The following is a 17728-nucleotide window of genomic DNA, read 5'->3' as shown; positions in this document are numbered from 1 at the left end:
GCGCCCACTTACCGAATGACAGTCCCATGAAATTTGAACACCTGATTGAAATCAACGATCCTTTGAACCCGCTGATCGACACCCTGAGCCTGGAACAAGTCTGGCGCGGCCTGGTCTTGCGCGCCGAGTCGCCCAAGCTGTTCGTGCCGCACCTGGACGAGTGCCAGATCAGCCAGCGCAGCGATGCCGGTTTCGCGCGCAGCCTGCGCTATGGCGAGCTGGTCATCAACGACAGGGTGGTGCTGGTGCCGCAACTGCAGGTGCGCTACGAAGTGCCGGCGCAACAGGATATCAGCGCCTCCTCGCTGGTGATGACCATTGAGATGCCCGACGAGGCCAGCCTGTGGGTGCGCTTCCAGTACGACGACGGCCACGACGCGGCCACCGATGCGGCCAACGCCCTGTACGACGACTTCCGCCGCTCCGCCTACAAGGAGTCCGACATCGACACCGTGCGCATCATGCGCGAGTTGGCGCTTGAAGGACGGCTGGATGCGGGCTTGCTAAATTAAGCGCTTGCGCTAAATTCGCGCGCTGCGGCCCCATAGCTGATCGGGCCTAAACTGCAAGCCCGCCTGCTCTGCGCTCAGCACTTCGCGGATGGCGTGCAAGTCCACGCGCGTATCGCGCCGCAAGGGCACGTCCAGGCGCGCGCCGCGCGGGCCGATCAGCGACTGCACGTGGGGCGTGCTGGCATTCAAGCCCTTGCGCGTGACGACGCCGATTTCTCCATTTAACAGTTTGACGAAGGTGCCGACCGGGTAGATGCCCAGCTCGCGCACCAGCAGGGACGCCAGCGGCGCATCCAGGGTGGCCTTGTCGGCCATCAACATTTCGCGCAAGGCCACGTTCGGCAGCAAGGGTTGGCGATAGCTGCGCTTCGACACGCGCGCGCAATAGCGGTCGGCCAGCATGATCAGGCGGGCGCCGATGCCGATCGCCTCGCCTTGCGTGCCCAGCGGATAGCCGCTGCCATCGATATTTTCATGGTGCTGCAACACGGCCTGCAACCAGACGGCGTCCGTGACGCCGGCCGCGCGCAGCAAGTCGACACCGGCTTGCGGATGGGCGCGCAAATAGGCACGCTCCTGGGCGTCCAGCGGACCGGCCTTGTGCTGGAAATCCGCATGGCGTTCCAGCATGCCCACATTCATGCTCAGCGCGGCCAGCACCACGCTGCGGATCACGCCATCATCGAGTTTCAGGGCGCGCGCCAGCAGAGCCGTGATGACGGCCGTGTCGACGCTGTGGCGCACGGCAAAGTCGCCCGCGCCCTGGTTGTGCAGGATGCAGGCCAGCGCCACGTCCGCATCCAGTGCAACCGCCTCTTCCACCAGTTGCGCCAGCGCCGCCAGCGACAAGTGGCTGCCCGCCTGCCTGGCGGCAATCGCCGGCAAGACCAGCGCCAGGCCCGCCGTGACGAGGTTCAGCATGCGCAGGGCCGATGGCGCTTCCGTGGCCGTGCGCGGCACGTCAGCACTGGTATCGGCGATGACGCCGCGCGCCAGCAGCAATGCGATCTGGTTCTCGCTGCTGATGACATGGCCCAGCCTGGCCAGCAAGCCGCCCGTCTCGCCGTGCACGTCCCAGGGCAGGGCTACGCCCAGGGCGAGTTCTCCCGCGTAAATGCGCCGAATTTTCACATCGTCTCCGTCATCGCTAGCCGCTCCCCTTTTTACCATCAGGGCGTCGTGGGCATGAACCATTTGAAATGTTTTTTGCTTTTAATCAATATTCCAATGTGGTAACGATGATCGCGCAATCATGTGCGCTTGTCTACAAAATTATATAAAGCATAAAGTTGCATCAGACGCCAGGCGAGCAATCGGCGCAGCCGGGCGCGTGTTCCGGGTCTTTTTCCAGATGCAGCGCCAACTCGCGCAAGGCCGTGCGCACACCTTCCTCAATGACGGGGTGGTAAAACGGCATGTCGAGCATGGCCGGTACCGTCAACTGGGCCTGGCATGCCCAGGCCAGCAAATGGCTCAAGTGTTCCGCCCGAGGGCCGATCAGCTCGGCGCCGAGAAAGCGCTTGCTGCCAAATTCCGCATACACGCGCAGCAAGCCCTGGTTTTGCAACATCACGCGGCTGCGGCCCTGGTTGCCGAATGACACGGCGCCGACGGCAAAGCGGCCCGCGTGGCTCACGCACAATTGCTGGTAGGTGGCGCCCAGGGTGGCGATCTGCGGTTCCGTGAAGGCGATGCTCAACGGCGTGCGGCGCAAGCCCGGTTTGACGTCAGGAAAGCGCGCCGCGTTGTCGCCCGCGATGCGGCCCTCGTCGGCTGCTTCGGGCAGCAGCGGCAAGGCGTTGTCGGCGTCGCCCGCGATGAAGATGGCGCTCTTGCCGCACTGCATGGTGCGCGGGTCATGCAGGGGGATGCCGTGGCGGTTGAGTTCGATTTGCGCCGTTTCCAGGCCGATGTGATCCACATTCGGACGGCGGCCAATGGCGGCCAGCACATACTCAAACTGCTCGGTTTTTTCCTCGCCTGCGCCATTGCGGCTGGTCAGCGCGATACCGCTGCCGTCTGGCGTTGTTGCCACGTGCGCCACGCTGGTCTGGAAGCGGATATCGAGTTCGCGCGCCAGCACGGCAGCCGCCTCCCGCAGCACCAGCGGGTCCGTCAGTTGCGCGACTTTGTTGCCGCGCGCAAACAGGGTCACGCGCACGCCCAGGCGAGCCAGCGCCTGGCCCAGCTCCAGGCCGATCACGCCGCTGCCGACCACGGCCACTGAGCTTGGCAAGTCCGTCCACTCGAACACGGCGTCGCTCGTGATGACCCTGTCGCCGCCCGCCTGCCACTCGGGCGGCACGATGGGCGTGGAACCGGTGGCGATCACCACGCTGGTGGCCTCGACAAGCGTATGTTCGTCTACCTGCAATTTGCCGGGCGCGATGAAGCGCGCATGGCCGCGCAGTTTTTCTTCGTCGGGGATGGCGTTGACGCCGTCGAGCACGAAGCCGACAAATCGGTCGCGCTCGCTGCGCACCCTGGTCATCACTTGTCGGCCGTCGATGCGCACGGGGCCCGGATGCACGCCAAACCCCGGCGCGGCAGCCACGGCATGGGCCGCCTCGGCGGCCGCGATCAAGAGTTTGCTGGGCATGCAGCCCACGCGCGCGCACGTTGTGCCGTACGGCCCGCTTTCGATCATCAGCACGCGCTTGCCCTGCATGCGCGCCGCCTTGTGCGCCGTCATGCCGGCCGTACCGCTGCCAATTACGGCCACATCCACCTTTATCGTCTTCATCGTGCTATCCATCCACTAAGGTTGCTCACAGCGTTCGATACTACCCGTTTAGCGAAAATAAGGTTTTACATTGCAGCAATATATGCATTAGTATAACTAATCATTTTCAAAATATATAAGCTGAGCTAATGGGATCACTCGATTATCGCGCACTGGCTGTGCTGGACGCCGTCGCCAGCCATGGCAGTTTCGACAAGGCCGCCCTGGCCCTGGGCATCACCCAGTCGGCCGTCTCGCAGCGCATCAAGGCGCTGGAAGACGCTAGCGGGCGCCTGCTGATTATCCGTGGCCAGCCAGCCGTGCCGACGGGACTGGGCCAGCGCCTGATCGTGCATCACCGCAACGTCAAGCTGATGGAAGCCTCGCTCGACATCGACCTGGGCAACAGCGTCAGCATGCCGGAAATCGCCATCGCCATCGATGCCGACAGCCTGGCCACCTGGTTCCCCGACACCTTGGCCGCCCTGCTGGCGCCACCGCGCTGCCAGCTCGACGTGCGCCTGGCCGACAGCGACAGCGCCTTGCAGATGGTGCGCGACGGCACGGTGTTTGGCTGCGTGGCGGCCGAATCCGGCACAGCGCTGGACGCGGCGGCGGCCACTAGCGTCACGCCGCTGGGCACCTTGCGCTATGTCTGCGTGGCCACGCCCATGTTTGCGGGCCACTGGTTCGGCGATGGTTTTATTACCGAGGCGGTGCAACTGGCGCCGGCCGTGGTGGGCCAGCACGGCTTGCTGGCGCGTTTCCTCGCGGAACAATTGAGCATGCGTGAACCGTTTCCACACCACACCTTACCGGTGGAAACGGCGCGCCGCGCCTGCGTCCTGGATGGCCTGGCCTACGGCCTGATACCGCAGCGCTTGGCCGCGCCAGCGCTGGCAACGGAGCGCCTCGTGGATCTGCTGCCGGGCAGCACCCTGGACGTACCGCTGAGCTGGCATGCCTGGACCCTGGACACGCCGTTTACCAAGCTGCTGTCGGAGCAGATCGTCAAGTCGGCGCGCGCGTATCTGAACTAATTCAGTGACTTAATTTAAATATCCAGCGGGTCCACTTCCAGCGACCATTTCACGCGCGTCTTCATGGCGCGCAACTCAGTCAGCCATTCCTTCAGGAACGCCTGCAAGGCGGGCCGCGAGGGGGATTCCAGCAGCAGCTGGGCGCGGTCCACATTGTAGACGCGCGTCATGCTCATGGGAATCGGGTCATTGATGGTCACCTGCGGGTGTTCCATACACTCTTTCGCCGCTTGCAGGAATTCGATGGCCGTGGCCAGCTCGGGCGCCTCGGCGCGCAGCAGGGCCTGGAACAGATACGGCGGCAGCGCCGCCTGGGCCCGCTCTTCCAGCAAGGTCGTGGCGAAATGGTCGTAATCGTGGTTGACGACGGCGTCGTACAGCGGATGGCGCGCATAACGCGTCTGGATCAGCACTTCGGAAACGCTGCCGCCCTCCGTCTGCGCGGCTCGCCCCGCCCGGCCCGCCACCTGCATCAACTGGGCGAACAGCCGTTCGCTGGCCCGGTAATCCTGGGAAAACAGGGCCGTGTCCGGGTTTAAAATACCCACCAGGGTCAGCTTTTTGAAATCGTGGCCCTTGGCCACCATTTGCGTACCGATCAAAATGTCCACCTCGCCCCGGTGCACGGTGTCAAACGCTTCCTGCGCGCTGCCCTTCTTGCGCGTGGAATCGGCATCGATGCGCAAAATGCGCGCCTCGGGAAACAGTTGCTGCAAGCCCTCTTCCACGCGCTGCGTGCCGCGTCCCAGCGGTTGCAGATCGACGTTGCCGCAGGTAGGGCAATGGCGGGGAATGCGCAATTCCAGGCTGCAATGGTGGCAGCGTAAGCGGTGTTCGGGCTTGTGCAGCACCATGAACGAGGTGCAGCGCGTGCAATTGCTGATCCAGCCGCACGATTCGCAGCAGATCACGGGGGAATAGCCGCGCCGGTTCAAGAACAGCAGCGACTGCTCGCCGCGCTCCATGCGCAGTTTTAATGCGGCTACCAGATGCGAAGTCAGGCCATCTTTCGGCTTGTCGCGCTCCATGTCCAAAATCTTGACGCGCGGCAACACCGCGTTCTTGACGGCCCGTTCGCGCAATTCCAGCTTGCGGTAGCGCCCCGTCTGCGCATGCTGCCAGCTTTCCAGCGAAGGCGTGGCCGAACCCAGCACGATGGGAATCTGCAATTGCCAGGCGCGCCATACGGCCAGGTCGCGCGCCGAATAGCGCAAGCCTTCCTGCTGCTTGTAGGAAGGATCGTGTTCCTCGTCGATGACGATCAGCTTGAGCTGCGGCAAGGATGCCAGGATGGCCAGTCGCGTGCCGAGCACAATGCGCGCCTGGCCCTGGTGGGCGGCCAGCCAGTGCAGCATGCGCTCGCCTTCGGACAGGCTGCTGTGCAAGGTGGCCAGCATGACGCCCGGAAAGCGTGCGCGGATATTGCCTTCCAGCTGGGGCGTGAGGTTGATTTCCGGCACCAGGATCAGGATTTGCGCCGCCTCGTCGCGTGCAAGCACCTGGGCGCACGCTTGCAGATACACTTCCGTCTTGCCGCTGCCCGTCACGCCGTACAGCAGGGTCGGCTTGAAACCCCGGGCGCCGCCGATGGCGTCGGCTGCCTCTTGCTGGGCGGCATTGAGTGCCGGCATGTTCAGCGGCGTGCCATCGTGCGCATCGGCCAGCTTGGCCAGCTTCTTGATGGCGCGGTCCAGCGCCACGGTGGTGAGCACGCGCAAATTCTTCGGCAAACCCGGCAGGGCCACTTCGCCCAGCGGACGCTGGTAGTAATCGGCGGCAAAGGCGGCCAGCGCCAGCCACTGTTCCGATAATGGCGCCAGCTGGCTGCGCACGGCCAGCACGTCCTTCAATTTCCCGGCGGGCACGTCGGTGCTGTCGGACACGCCGACGATCAGCCCCATCACTTCACGCCGGCCGAATGGTACCAGCGCCAGCTGTCCCACTTGCGGCAGTGACACGGCAACCTCCACGCCGGCGTCCGCACCGGCGTCTAACGCCGTGTTCCAGCGGTAGTCGAACAGGGCGTTCAAGGGCGTGTCGAGCGCGATTTTCAGGATGCACGACGTCAAAATGCACTGCGACATGGGGGTGGCCTATCTCAATAAAAAAGCGCGCCTGGGGTGGATGGCGCGGCGGGATGTCAGGCATCAAGCCAGCGGGCCATGATACTTGTTTCGTCCATCAAACACCTAACGGCGGACGCGACCGCGTGGCATGCTGCCTGAAGAAAATTCTGTGGATAACTTTGTGGACAAAGCAAAATTAACTTTCAGAAAAATGTAGATAGAAGATTTTGATCGCCGTCAAGAGGGACACGCAAGAAAAATTAACTATTTAAAATCAATGACTTAAAAATTGATCCCCGGGAGGCGATAAATCCGTCGGGCATTTCCGCCGCTGTGCATAACTGAACCATTTCTCATTTTTTTGTACAGAAATAAGCACCGTTTTGATGCACTCAATCCGGGAAAATGCCTGCCGCATGAGGCAAAGTTGACAATTGCCGGGCAAGCGTTCGTTTTTGCCTGCCGGGCGGCGAAACATTGTGCAATGATCATGCGCTGCAACATACACCTCAGGTGAAACCTGAACATCTGCGCTAAGTATCGGTTAACAAATTACTTTTCAATTTTATCCACAGAATCTGTTGATAACTTTGTGGACAATGAAGGAATAAGGCTGGCAAACGAAACAATAACCTTATCAATTGCAATAAAGTCCGCCGGACAATGCATTTTTTATTCCTTAATAATCAATCACTTGCAGATCTTCCCCGGGCATGGCTTTTCGACTGCCTATTATTTCCGCAGCAAAAAAAATTGTGCATAAGTCGGTATTTCTTGCTAGGGCGCAGCAAAGAAAAAGGCAGGCTTCCGTTGGAAAGCCTGCCTTGTGCGCCCCTGAGCCACGGAAAGCGGTGCGTGCTTACTGGCCGCTGCGCATGGCGCGGCTCATGCTGTGCACGGCTTCCACCATGGCCGCCACCGACTCTGGCGGCGTGAACTGGGAAATGCCATGGCCCAGGTTGAATACGTGGCCCGTGCCTGCCGACGGCGCGCCGAAGGCATGCAAGACCTTGGCCACTTCGGCGCGGATCTGCTCGGGGCTGGCGAACAGGATGGCGGGGTCGAGATTGCCCTGCAAGCCCACTTTATGTCCCACTAACTGGCGCGCGCGCGTCAGGTTGACGGTCCAGTCCAGGCCCACGGCATCGGCGCCGATATCGGCGATCTGCTCGATCCACTGGCCGCCGCCCTTGGTAAACACGATGGCGGGGATTTTCACGCCATCCTTGTCGCGTTTCAGCTGCGCCACCACTTGCTGCATGTAGGCCAGCGAAAATTCCTGGTAGGCGCCATCGGCCAGCGCACCGCCCCAGGAATCGAAAATCATCACGGCTTGCGCGCCGGCATCGATTTGCGCATTCAGATACTGCGCCACGGAAGTGGCGTTGATGGCCAGGATGTGGTGCATCAGGTCAGGGCGGTTGTACAGCATCTTCTTGATGGTATGGAACTCTTTCGAGCCGCCGCCTTCCACCATGTAGCACGCCAGGGTCCACGGGCTGCCGGAAAAACCGATCAGCGGCACGCGGCCATTGAGTTCCGTGCGGATTTGCGTGACAGCCTTGAAAACGTAGTCGAGCGATTCCAGGTCCGGCACTTGCAAGGCCATCACATCTTGCTCCGTGCGCAGCGGACGCTCGAACTTCGGCCCTTCGCCATCGGCGAAATACAGACCCAGGCCCATGGCGTCAGGCACCGTCAGGATGTCGGAAAACAGGATGGCGGCGTCGAGCGGGAAGCGCTCCAGGGGCTGCAAGGTCACTTCCGTGGCGTAATCGGGATTCTTTGCCAGGCCCAGGAAGGAGCCGGCCCGCTCGCGCGTGGCGCGGTATTCGGGCAGGTAGCGGCCCGCCTGGCGCATCAGCCAGACGGGAGTGTGCTCGGTCGGCTGGCGCAACAAGGCGCGCAGGAAAGTATCATTCTGGAGCGGAGCAAATTGTGGCATGGAAGGCAATCGAGCTTGGAGAAGCGGTATTATCGCATCCAATCGTTGCCATTTCATTGATTCCAGTGCTGCTTTGCCGCATTTGCCCCGCACAGCGATGACTTTCGTTGTGGCAGCCCTTCCATTATGATGATGCACGCCGCCGCGCTGCCTGACGCCGCCTGGAGGCCCCTCTTCCCACCACGACACGGAGCCCGCATGACCTCGACCGCATCCAGCACCCCTTATGGCATTTGGCCATCGCCGATCAGCGCGGCCATCGTCGCCGCCGGCGCCTCGCCGCTGACGCAGCTGGCCCTGGGCGGTGCGGATGGGACCGATGTGCTCTGGCTGGCCGGACGCGCCAGCGAGGCGGGCCGCAATACCCTGCTGCGCCAGCGCGGCGCGCGTGTCGATGAACTGACGCCGGCGCCGTTCAATGTGCGCACCCGCGTGCATGAATACGGCGGCGGCGCGTATGCCGTCGATGGCGATACCGTGTATTTTTCGCATTTCGCCGACAATTGCCTGTACCGCGTGGCCGGCGACGGTGCGCCCGAAGCGTTCACCACGGGCGGCAGCACGCGCCATGCGGATTTTGTTGTCGATACGGCCCGTTCCCGCCTGATCGCCGTGCGCGAGCAGCATCCCGCAGAAGGCCACGCGCAGCCGGACAACTGCCTGGCGGCCGTCAGCTTCGACGGGGGCGAAACGGTGCTGGCACGCGGCCACGATTTTTATGCCGCGCCGCGTTTGTCGCCGGACGGCAGCCAGCTGGCCTGGATCAGCTGGGACCACCCGCGCCTGCCGTGGCAAGGCACGGAACTGTGGCTGGCCGACGTGCACGCGGATGGCAGCCTGGGGTCGCCGCGCCTGATCGCCGGCGGTGCGCGCGAGTCGATTTGCCAGCCGGAGTGGTCGCCGAACGGCTTGCTGCACTTCGTCTCCGACAGCAGCGGCTGGTGGAATCTGTACCGCCTGCATGGCGCCGACATCGAGGCGCTGTGCCCGATGGAAGCGGAATTTGCCACGCCGCACTGGACTTTCGGCGGCAGCATGTACGGTTTTCTTTCCGACGACGAGATCGTCTGCACGTATATCCAGGCCGGTATCAGCTACCTGGCGCAATTGAACGTGGCGGCGGCCAAGCTGGAGCCGATTCCCCACCCATACCAGGAAATCCGCGAATTGCGCGTGGGGCGCGGCTTCGTCGCGCTCTTGGGCGGCAGCCCCACCATCGCACTGGAACTGGCGCGCATCGATTTATCGAACCATGAGCTGGAAGTGCTGGCGCAGTCGATAGCACACTTGCCCGCGCTTGCTTACCTGTCAGTGCCGCGCAGCTTGAGCTTTCCTAGTAGCAATGGCCGCACGGCCTACGCCTTCTTTTATGCGCCCACCAATGGCGACGTGCAGGCGCCCGCAGGAACCTTGCCGCCCGTCATCGTCATCAGCCACGGCGGCCCCACCAGCATGGCCAGCAATACCTTGAAACTGGCGACGCAGTACTGGACCAGCCGCGGCATCGGTGTGCTCGACGTCAACTATGGCGGCAGCAGCGGTTTCGGCCGCGAATACCGCGACGCGCTGCGCGGGCAATGGGGTATCGTCGACGTGGAAGACTGCATCGCCGGCGCGCGCTACCTGGCGACCAACGGCCTGGCCGACCCGGAACGCCTGATCATCCGCGGCGGCAGCGCCGGTGGCCTGACAACCCTGTGCGCCCTGACCTTCCACGACGTCTTCAAGGCCGGCGCCAGCTATTACGGCGTGTCCGACCTGAAAGGCCTGGACCTCGATTCGCACAAGTTCGAATCGCACTACAACGACTACCTGATCGCCTCGCAGCCGCAAGCCGAAGCGCTGTACCGCGCGCGCTCGCCCATCCACCACACGGATAAACTGTCGCGCCCGATGATCTTCTTCCAGGGCCTCGATGACAAAGTCGTGCCGCCGCAGCAGTCGCAGCTGATGGTCGACGCCCTGCAGGCACGCGGCGTGCCGGTCGCGTACGTACCGCTCGAAGGCGAAGGCCACGGCTTCCGCAAGGCGGAAAGCATCGTGCGCACGCTGGAGGCGGAACTGTATTTCTACCAGCGCGTGTTCGGCCTGCCCGTGGCGGCCGGCGAGCCTCCCGTGCATATCGCCAATTTGCCCGCATGACAGACCAGCATTCAGACCCGCATTCAGACCAACTCATGCTGGACGAGTTCGCCGCCCTGGAGCAGCACGAACAGATGATCCTGGCCTTGCTGGCCATCGCGGGCGAACCGGTCGGCAAGCATGCCGTGTATGAACACTTGCAGCGCGCCAATGTCGTCGAGCCGGACGGCACGCCGTTTGCCCTGCTCACCGTCACGGGCATGCTGCAACATTTGACACGGCACGCGCTGGCGTCCGAAGTGGTGGGACGGGGCTTTGCCTGCGAAGCCAGACTGCGCTGGCCCGCCATGCGCGCCGCCATCGAGCACCTGGTGTTTCGTGACCTGTGCCAGGCCATCGAGCTGATCAACCCCGTGCGCCGCAACTGGGATGGTTATGTGGAATTGCGCAGCTACCGGCAAGGCGTGGCGCGCCTGCGCATCGCCCTCTTGCGCAATGACGAGGTGCGCCACGTGGCTGCCATCCTGGCCGCTTGCATGGCGTGCTATGAAGCGCAGCAGCTGCATCCGCTGATCGAGATTTTCGGCCGGCCGTTCGAACCGGAGATGCTGTCTTTTGTCATGCCGCAACTGCAGGATGACATTCTGGCCGTGCTGCTGGGCAATGCCCCGCGCGAGCCGGCCACGGCGCACGCCATCCGCACCTACGCGCGCGCCCACCATGCGCGCCAGGCTGCCGCTGGCGACCATATCGGCGCCGCCCTGCCGTTGGCATTGGCCGAAGACGCCCTGCTGTGCGGCGAACTCGACGCGGCCGCGCGTTACCTGGCGGGCCAGCAGGGGCCGCAGGCGCTGTTTGTCGACAGCAGCATCGCCCTCTTGCGCGGCGAACATGCGCACGCATTGGCGGGCTTTGAAACAGCCTTGAAAGGCTTGCGCAAGGAAGCGGGCAAGCGCAAGCTGTGCTTTACGGGCATCGGCGGCCACCTGTACGTGCTGGCCCTGCTGCGCGGCAATGACGCCAAGCTGCTGAAAAACGCGGAGACCTATCTCGATATCGCGCTGCACGCGCAGCCGAACCACGACAGCATCGTCTACCAGCAACTCAACACCTTGCGCCTGGTGCGCGCCGGCGTGCAACTGGCGGAAAGCATCCCCACGCGCAGCTGGGAAACGGGACTGCAGGCGCAGCTATTCCAGGCCTTGCTGTACTACTGGCTGGCGCTACCGCAATTGAGCGAACGCAAGGATCAACTGCGATCGCTGGTGCAGCAAGCCGACGCCGCCGGCTACGATTTGATCGCCGCGCAAGCGGCCGGCTTGCTGGGCTTGATGGGCGAGCCGCAGCAGGAGCGCTATGCGACGGTCAAGCGGGCGCAACAAGGCTTGACGGACATGGCGCCGTGGTTCGAGCGCCAGGAAGCGTGGCAGCGCCAGCTGAGCGCCCTCATCAACCTGCAACAGAGCGCGCCCGCCGAAGCGGCGGGCAGCGTCTCGCGCCTGGTATGGCTGGTGGCATTCGACCCGCGCTTCGGCTTGACGGCCGTGGAAGTGCGCGAGCAGAAGCGCGATGCGCGCGGCGGCTGGAGCAAGGGCCGCGCCATGGGCTTGAAACGCCTGGCCGAAGAGGCGGGCGACATCGATTTCCTCACGCCGCAAGACGCGCGCGCAGCCGGCAGCCTCGCGCCCTTCAAACAGTACTATTCATCGGCACCCCGCTATGAAATCGAGCTCGACAAGGCCGCCATCTTGCTGGTGGGCCACCCGCTCGTCTTCTGGCTCGACCATCCCGAGACGCGCGTGGAACTGATCGCCGGCGCGCCCGAACTCCTGATCAAATCGCACGAGGGGCAGCTGTGGCTGGGCATGCAGCCGCCCCTGCCCGACAGCGGCAGCAATGTGGTGGTGCAGCGCGAGACGCCGACGCGCTTGCGCGTGGTGCACATCCTTGACGAGCACCGGCGCATCGGCGCCATCGTGGGCCTGGGCCTATCCGTGCCCCTGCATGCGGAAAAACAGGTGATGCAAGCGATCGGCGCCATCTCCTCGATGGTCACCGTGCAATCGGACATCGGCGGCGCCGGGGACGCGGAAGCGGTCACGGCCGACCACCGCCTGCATGTGCACCTGCTGCCTTACCAGCAGGGCTTGAAAATGCAGATTTTAGTGCGCCCCTTGCTCGACAATGGCGCCTATTACGCGCCCGGCAGCGGCGCCGAAAGCGTATTTGCCGACGTGGCGGGCCGGGCCGTGCAGGCGCGGCGCGACCTGAACGCGGAACGCGAAGCACAGCGCCAGCTCATCGGTCGTTGCCTGGTGCTGGAAGAGGCGGAAGAGGAACATGGCGAGTGGCTGCTGGGCCAGCCTGCGCTGGGCCTGCAATTGTTGGTCGAGTTGCAAGCGCTGGACGCGGCCGCTATCGGCTCCGGTATTGTGCTGGCCTGGCCCGAAGGCGAAACCATGCGCGTGTCAAAACGCATCGACAGCGGCCAGATGCGCTTGAATATCAAGAGCGAAAAAGACTGGTTTGCCGCCAGTGGCGAAGTGCAGATCGATGAAGACAAGGTGATGGATTTGCGCGCCTTGCTCGATTTGATGCAAAACAATAAAAGCCGCTTCGTGGCCCTGGGCGACAACCAATTCCTGGCCCTCAGCGACGAATTGCACCGGCGCCTGTCAGAGCTGGCCGCGTATGGCGAGGTGCATGCCGATGGCGTGCATATCCACCCGCTGGCCGCCTTCGCGCTGGAAGAGCTGGCCAACGACGCGGGCGGCGTGAAGGCCGACAAATTGTGGCGCGAACACTTGCTGCGCCTGCGCGCCCTCGACGATTTTACGCCGCAGTTGCCTAGCACCTTGCAGGCGGACTTGCGCGACTACCAGCTGGCTGGCTACCAGTGGCTGGCGCGCTTGGCGCACTGGGGCGTGGGCGCCTGCCTGGCCGACGACATGGGACTCGGCAAGACTTTACAGGCGCTGGCCCTGATCCTGGCGCGCGCGCCGAACGGCCCCACGCTGGTCGTCGCCCCGACGTCCGTGTGCATGAACTGGATCAGCGAAGCGCAGCGCTTCGCGCCCACCCTGAACGTGAAACTGTTCGGCAGCGGCGACCGGGCCGACATGCTGGAAACATTGCAGCCGTTCGACGTGGTGGTGGCCAGCTACGGTTTGCTGCAGCAGGAAGCGACCCTGTTTGCCGGCGTGCGCTGGCATACCATCGTGCTCGACGAAGCGCAAGCCATCAAGAATGGCGCCACCAAGCGCTCGCAAGCCGTGATGGCCTTGCAAGGCGATTTCCGCATGGTGGCCAGCGGCACCCCGCTGGAAAACCACCTGGGCGAATTGTGGAATCTGTTCCGCTTCATCAACCCCGGTTTGCTGGGCACCCTCGACCAGTTCAACCTGCGCTTCGCGGGGCCGATTGAGAAAGATCAGGACAAGCGCGCGGCGGCCGGCGCGCGCTTGCGGCTGCGTCGCTTGATAGCGCCCTTCATCTTGCGCCGCACGAAGACGCAAGTGCTGTCGGAATTGCCGTCACGCACGGAAATCGTGCTGGAAGTGGAACTGTCGCCGCAGGAAACGGCGCTGTACGAATCCTTGCGCCGCGAAGCGCTGGAAAAGCTGGCCATGGTGGAAGGGCCGGCGTCGAAAAAAGCCATCCAGATCCTGGCGGAAATCATGAAGCTGCGCCGTGCCTGCTGCAATCCGCAGCTGGTGGCACCGGAGCTGGGCCTGGCCAGCAGCAAGCTGGCAGCCTTCGCGCAGTTGCTGTCGGGCTTGCTGGAAAACCGCCACAAGGTGCTCGTCTTCAGCCAGTTCGTCGACCATTTGACCCTGATCCGCCAGCATCTGGAGCAGCATGGCGTCAGCTACCAGTATCTCGACGGCAGTACGCCCATGCAGGAGCGCAAGCGCCGGGTGGATGCCTTCCAGGCGGGAGAAGGCGATGTTTTCCTGATCAGCCTGAAGGCGGGCGGCATGGGCATCAATTTGACGGCAGCCGATTACGTGATCCACATGGATCCGTGGTGGAATCCGGCCGTGGAAGACCAGGCCTCCGACCGCGCCCACCGCATGGGGCAATTGCGCCCCGTCACCATTTACCGGCTGGTGGCGAAACACACGATCGAGGAGGGCATCGTCGAATTGCACCAGCATAAGCGCGACCTGGCCGACAGCTTGCTGGAAGGCAGCGACGCGGCTGCGCGCATGTCGGCCAATGACATGCTGGGCATGCTGCAAGAAGGGTTGAAGCAATGAGATTGAAAAAATGAACGGGGAAACGGCGTTCCATGCGATGATCGTTTTTCCGTTCTTTTTTCTTGCCCCATGACCGACTTTATCGCCACCAGCGCCGGCCAGCGCGCCACCTTTTTGTGCGGCAAATCCTGGACCGCCTACGTCAGCACTTTCATCATTGCCGTGCTGCTATTTTTTGCCGCCCTGCCGCTGGCCTTCAAGTACAACGCGCGCGCTGCCTTCGTGGTGCTGATCGGCTCAGCCCTGATCGTCGCCTACCGCCTGCTGACGATACGCAGCTATCAGCTGTATTACGACGAAGCGGGCGTCTGGCTGGCATCCGGCATCTTGCCGTGGAAAAAGAAACTCATGGGCGTCAAATGGCGCGACATGGATGAAGCCGTCTATGAAACCAATTTCTGGAGCTGGTTGTTCCAGTCCTACACGGTGCGCGTCAGCCAGCGCTACACGCAAGACATCGAAATCCACGCCACCGGCATGGCGCGCGGCAAGGATGCCGTAGCGACCCTGAATGCACGCCATCAAGAGATGCTACAAGGCAGCGCCATCGTCGTCTAGCGGACTGGCAGACGGGCAAAAAACTGCGCAAGCGTGGCAATTAATGCTAATCTTTGGCCGCTCTGGCAAGCAAAGCCAACCTTTCAATAGTTGTTTGTTACTTATATTATCAGTTTATTATTTTTAGATTAGAACAAACAACAAAATATTCAAGAGATAAACTATGCTAATAAAAAACAAAATTGCGCTCGCCGCATTGATGCTGGCCTTTACCCTGACACCGGCCAGCGCCGCCAAGAAGCCGCAGAAGAACGGCAAGGCCAGTACCAGCAGCAAGAAAAAAACCGTCGCCAACAAAGTGGCTGTCGTCAGTGCCGCCACCGCAGCCACGGTCGCCGCGGTCGCCAGCGAGAACAGCAGCGACCGTTCCATGAATAATCTGAGCGGCCAATTCCTCACGGCCCTGTGGCGCCTGGACCCGGAAAGCGCGATTTCGGTCGGCAAGTACGATGGCGCCGCTAACCTGAGCATCCCCGACGCGGCCAGCCGCCAGAAGCAACTGGCCTTCATCGAAGAATGGCTGGGCAAGTTCGGCAAGCTGAATGCCAGCAAAATGTCGGACAAGCAACGCACCGACCTGGCCTTGCTGACGAATAAACTGCAATCGGACCGCTGGTATCTGACCACTTTCCGCGAATTCGAATGGAACCCTGCCCAGTACAACGTGGCCGGGTCCATCGACTTCATCCTGAACACGGAGTACGCGGCGCAGCCGCAGCGCCTGCGCACCTTGCTCAAGCGCATCGCCACCGTGCCGCAATACTATGCGGCAGCGCGTGCCAGCATCGTCAACCCCACACGCGAACACACGCAGCTGGCCATCGCCCAGAGCGCTGGCGTGCTCAGCGTACTTGACGACCTGAACAAGACGGCACAGGGTTCCATCCTGACGCCCGCGGAAAAGCAGCTGTACAACGCGCGCATCGCCGCGGCCCGCACGGCCGTGCAAGGCTATGCTGCCTGGCTGACGGAACAGGATGCCACGCTGGCGCAGAACGGCAATGCGCGCTCTTTCCGCATCGGCAAGGACTTGTACGAGCAGAAATTTGCTTACGATATCCAGGCCAGCGTGAGCGCCGAGCAGATGTACCAGAAAGCCCTGGCCGCGCGCGAAAAGTTGCTCGAACACATGGATAGCCTGTCCGACGAACTGTGGGTGAAAACCATGGGCGCCACGGCCAAGCCGGCGGATCGCACGGCGAAGATCGGCATGGTAATCGACAAGCTATCCAGCAAGCATGTGGCCGCCGCCGATTTCGTGCCGGAAATCCGCCGCCAGATCCCGGAATTGCAGGACTGGGTGACCAGCCACAACCTGCTGACGATGGACCCGAAAAAGCCGCTGGTCGTGCGTGAAACGCCCGCTTACCAGCGCGGCGTGGCCGGCGCCAGCATCGAAGCGCCCGGCCCCTACCGTCCGCAGGACCGTACCTATTACAACGTGACGCCGCTCGATGGCGAAACGCCGGAACAGGCGGAAAGCAGCTTGCGCGAATACAACCACTGGATCTTGCAGATCCTGAACATCCACGAAGCCATCCCCGGCCATTACACGCAGCTGGTGTACGCCAACAAGTCGCCCTCGCTGGTCAAGTCCATCTTTGGCAACGGCGCCATGATCGAAGGCTGGGCCGTGTATGGCGAGCGCATGATGCTGGAATCGGGCTATGGCAATAACGCGCCGGAAATGTGGCTGATGTATTCGAAGTGGAATTTGCGCAGCGTCACCAACACCATCCTCGACTACAGTGTGCACGTGCTGGGCATGACGCAAGAGCAGGCGCTCGACCTGCTGACGCGCCAGGCCTTCCAGACCAAGCGTGAAGCGACGGAAAAATGGCGCCGCGTGCAGTTGAGCTCGGTGCAACTGACCAGCTATTTCAGCGGTTACAGCGAAATCATGGACTTGCGCGAACAGCGCAAGCAAGCGTTGGGCAACAAATTCGTGCTGAAGGATTTCCATGAGCAATTCCTCAGCTACGGCAGCGCGCCCGTGAAAGTCATCAAGGAGTTGATGAATTAAGCGGCGCTCGCCATCCGCTTGCAAAGGGCGCTGCGGCGCCCTTTTTGCATCCGTTTGCGCCACCGCAAACGACCCTGCCTGATACGTTCTACGCTGACGTGAAGGCAGGTGCAGCTCTCCTCACTGGCAATTGCCGATTTTTCTGCTAGGCTGGTAATCAGGAGCGTCCATGCATATGCCCATCCACTTCGATACCCTTGACTACGCCAAACGTCTCGCGTCAGCGGGCGTTCCCACCACGCAAGCCGAAGCGCATGCCTCGGCCCTGGGCGATGTGCTGGGCACGGCCGTGGTCGTCCATGGAGAGTTGGCGGTGCTAGAGCATAACGTGCTCGGGGAAATCAAGCTCGTTGAGCAAAAAATCGATGCCCGCCTGGAACGCATGGACTTACGCCATGGCGCGGACATGAAGCATGTCTACTGGATGATGAGCACCCTGATCCTGCTGAACCTGGGCATTTTGAGCAAGCTGATGCTGCAGTAAGCACCCACTGACGTTTTCACATGAAAAAAGCCGCTGC

Annotated in this window: 11 protein-coding genes; 7 read left to right on the top strand and 4 right to left on the bottom strand. The window is 62.5% G+C overall.

The genetic code is table 11. The features are described from left to right. Positions 1-26 precede the first annotated feature (26 nt). Positions 27-512: an SRPBCC family protein gene (locus ACQ4W7_RS21900; protein ID WP_436533202.1), complete on the top strand. Its 486-nt coding sequence runs from the start codon at positions 27-29 to the stop codon at positions 510-512. Positions 513-521: 9 nt separating this feature from the next. Here ACQ4W7_RS21900 and ACQ4W7_RS21895 read toward each other — a convergent pair whose 3' ends face one another. After that, on the bottom strand, positions 522-1643 hold the full coding sequence (locus ACQ4W7_RS21895; RefSeq protein ID WP_436533200.1) for an HD-GYP domain-containing protein: 1122 nt from the start codon (positions 1641-1643) through the stop codon (positions 522-524). Between the two features lie 163 nt (positions 1644-1806). Beyond that, positions 1807-3255, bottom strand: a complete 1449-nt coding sequence (locus ACQ4W7_RS21890; RefSeq protein WP_436533198.1) for a dihydrolipoyl dehydrogenase — start codon at positions 3253-3255, stop codon at positions 1807-1809. 128 nt (positions 3256-3383) lie between these two features. Between ACQ4W7_RS21890 and ACQ4W7_RS21885 the strand changes: the two genes are divergently transcribed. After that, on the top strand, positions 3384-4274 hold the full coding sequence (locus ACQ4W7_RS21885; RefSeq protein WP_436533196.1) for an ArgP/LysG family DNA-binding transcriptional regulator: 891 nt from the start codon (positions 3384-3386) through the stop codon (positions 4272-4274). A 14-nt stretch (positions 4275-4288) separates the two neighbouring features. Here ACQ4W7_RS21885 and ACQ4W7_RS21880 read toward each other — a convergent pair whose 3' ends face one another. Together ACQ4W7_RS21880 and hemE are read right to left on the bottom strand one after the other, a co-directional pair. Next, positions 4289-6358, bottom strand: coding sequence for a primosomal protein N' (locus ACQ4W7_RS21880; protein ID WP_436533194.1), 2070 nt, complete (start codon positions 6356-6358; stop codon positions 4289-4291). 841 nt (positions 6359-7199) lie between these two features. Next, complete coding sequence (hemE, locus tag ACQ4W7_RS21875) at positions 7200-8285, bottom strand: uroporphyrinogen decarboxylase (RefSeq protein WP_436533192.1); 1086 nt, start codon at positions 8283-8285, stop codon at positions 7200-7202. A gap of 198 nt (positions 8286-8483) precedes the next feature. On the opposite strand from hemE, the gene ACQ4W7_RS21870 reads away from it, so the two are divergent. The 5 genes from ACQ4W7_RS21870 to ACQ4W7_RS21850 all read left to right on the top strand — a co-directional run bounded on the left by ACQ4W7_RS21870 (position 8484) and on the right by ACQ4W7_RS21850 (position 17691). Further along, complete coding sequence (locus ACQ4W7_RS21870) at positions 8484-10427, top strand: dipeptidyl-peptidase 5 (protein ID WP_436533190.1); 1944 nt, start codon at positions 8484-8486, stop codon at positions 10425-10427. A 35-nt stretch (positions 10428-10462) separates the two neighbouring features. Beyond that, positions 10463-14626, top strand: coding sequence for a DEAD/DEAH box helicase (locus ACQ4W7_RS21865; protein WP_436533188.1), 4164 nt, complete (start codon positions 10463-10465; stop codon positions 14624-14626). 69 nt (positions 14627-14695) lie between these two features. Beyond that, positions 14696-15184: a hypothetical protein gene (locus ACQ4W7_RS21860; protein WP_426073949.1), complete on the top strand. Its 489-nt coding sequence runs from the start codon at positions 14696-14698 to the stop codon at positions 15182-15184. A gap of 163 nt (positions 15185-15347) precedes the next feature. Continuing rightward, positions 15348-17207: a DUF885 domain-containing protein gene (locus tag ACQ4W7_RS21855; protein WP_436533186.1), complete on the top strand. Its 1860-nt coding sequence runs from the start codon at positions 15348-15350 to the stop codon at positions 17205-17207. Positions 17208-17376: 169 nt separating this feature from the next. Beyond that, a complete protein-coding gene (locus tag ACQ4W7_RS21850) occupies positions 17377-17691 on the top strand; it encodes a hypothetical protein (protein ID WP_426073951.1) in 315 nt (104 codons plus the stop codon). The last annotated feature ends 37 nt before the right edge of the window (positions 17692-17728 follow it).

The organism is Janthinobacterium algoris (assembly GCF_051380935.1).
GTDB lineage: Bacteria > Pseudomonadota > Gammaproteobacteria > Burkholderiales > Burkholderiaceae_D > Janthinobacterium.
This window is presented reverse-complemented; position numbering and strand designations above follow the sequence as displayed.

Coding starts and splice junctions, on each gene's coding strand:
- ACQ4W7_RS21890 (WP_436533198.1), bottom strand. CDS start 3,255: ATGAAGACGATAAAGGTGGATGTGGCCGTAATTGGCAGCGGTACGGCC.
- ACQ4W7_RS21860 (WP_426073949.1), top strand. CDS start 14,696: ATGACCGACTTTATCGCCACCAGCGCCGGCCAGCGCGCCACCTTTTTG.
- ACQ4W7_RS21885 (WP_436533196.1), top strand. CDS start 3,384: ATGGGATCACTCGATTATCGCGCACTGGCTGTGCTGGACGCCGTCGCC.
- ACQ4W7_RS21870 (WP_436533190.1), top strand. CDS start 8,484: ATGACCTCGACCGCATCCAGCACCCCTTATGGCATTTGGCCATCGCCG.
- ACQ4W7_RS21855 (WP_436533186.1), top strand. CDS start 15,348: ATGCTAATAAAAAACAAAATTGCGCTCGCCGCATTGATGCTGGCCTTT.
- ACQ4W7_RS21865 (WP_436533188.1), top strand. CDS start 10,463: ATGCTGGACGAGTTCGCCGCCCTGGAGCAGCACGAACAGATGATCCTG.
- ACQ4W7_RS21900 (WP_436533202.1), top strand. CDS start 27: ATGAAATTTGAACACCTGATTGAAATCAACGATCCTTTGAACCCGCTG.
- ACQ4W7_RS21850 (WP_426073951.1), top strand. CDS start 17,377: ATGCATATGCCCATCCACTTCGATACCCTTGACTACGCCAAACGTCTC.
- hemE (WP_436533192.1), bottom strand. CDS start 8,285: ATGCCACAATTTGCTCCGCTCCAGAATGATACTTTCCTGCGCGCCTTG.
- ACQ4W7_RS21880 (WP_436533194.1), bottom strand. CDS start 6,358: ATGTCGCAGTGCATTTTGACGTCGTGCATCCTGAAAATCGCGCTCGAC.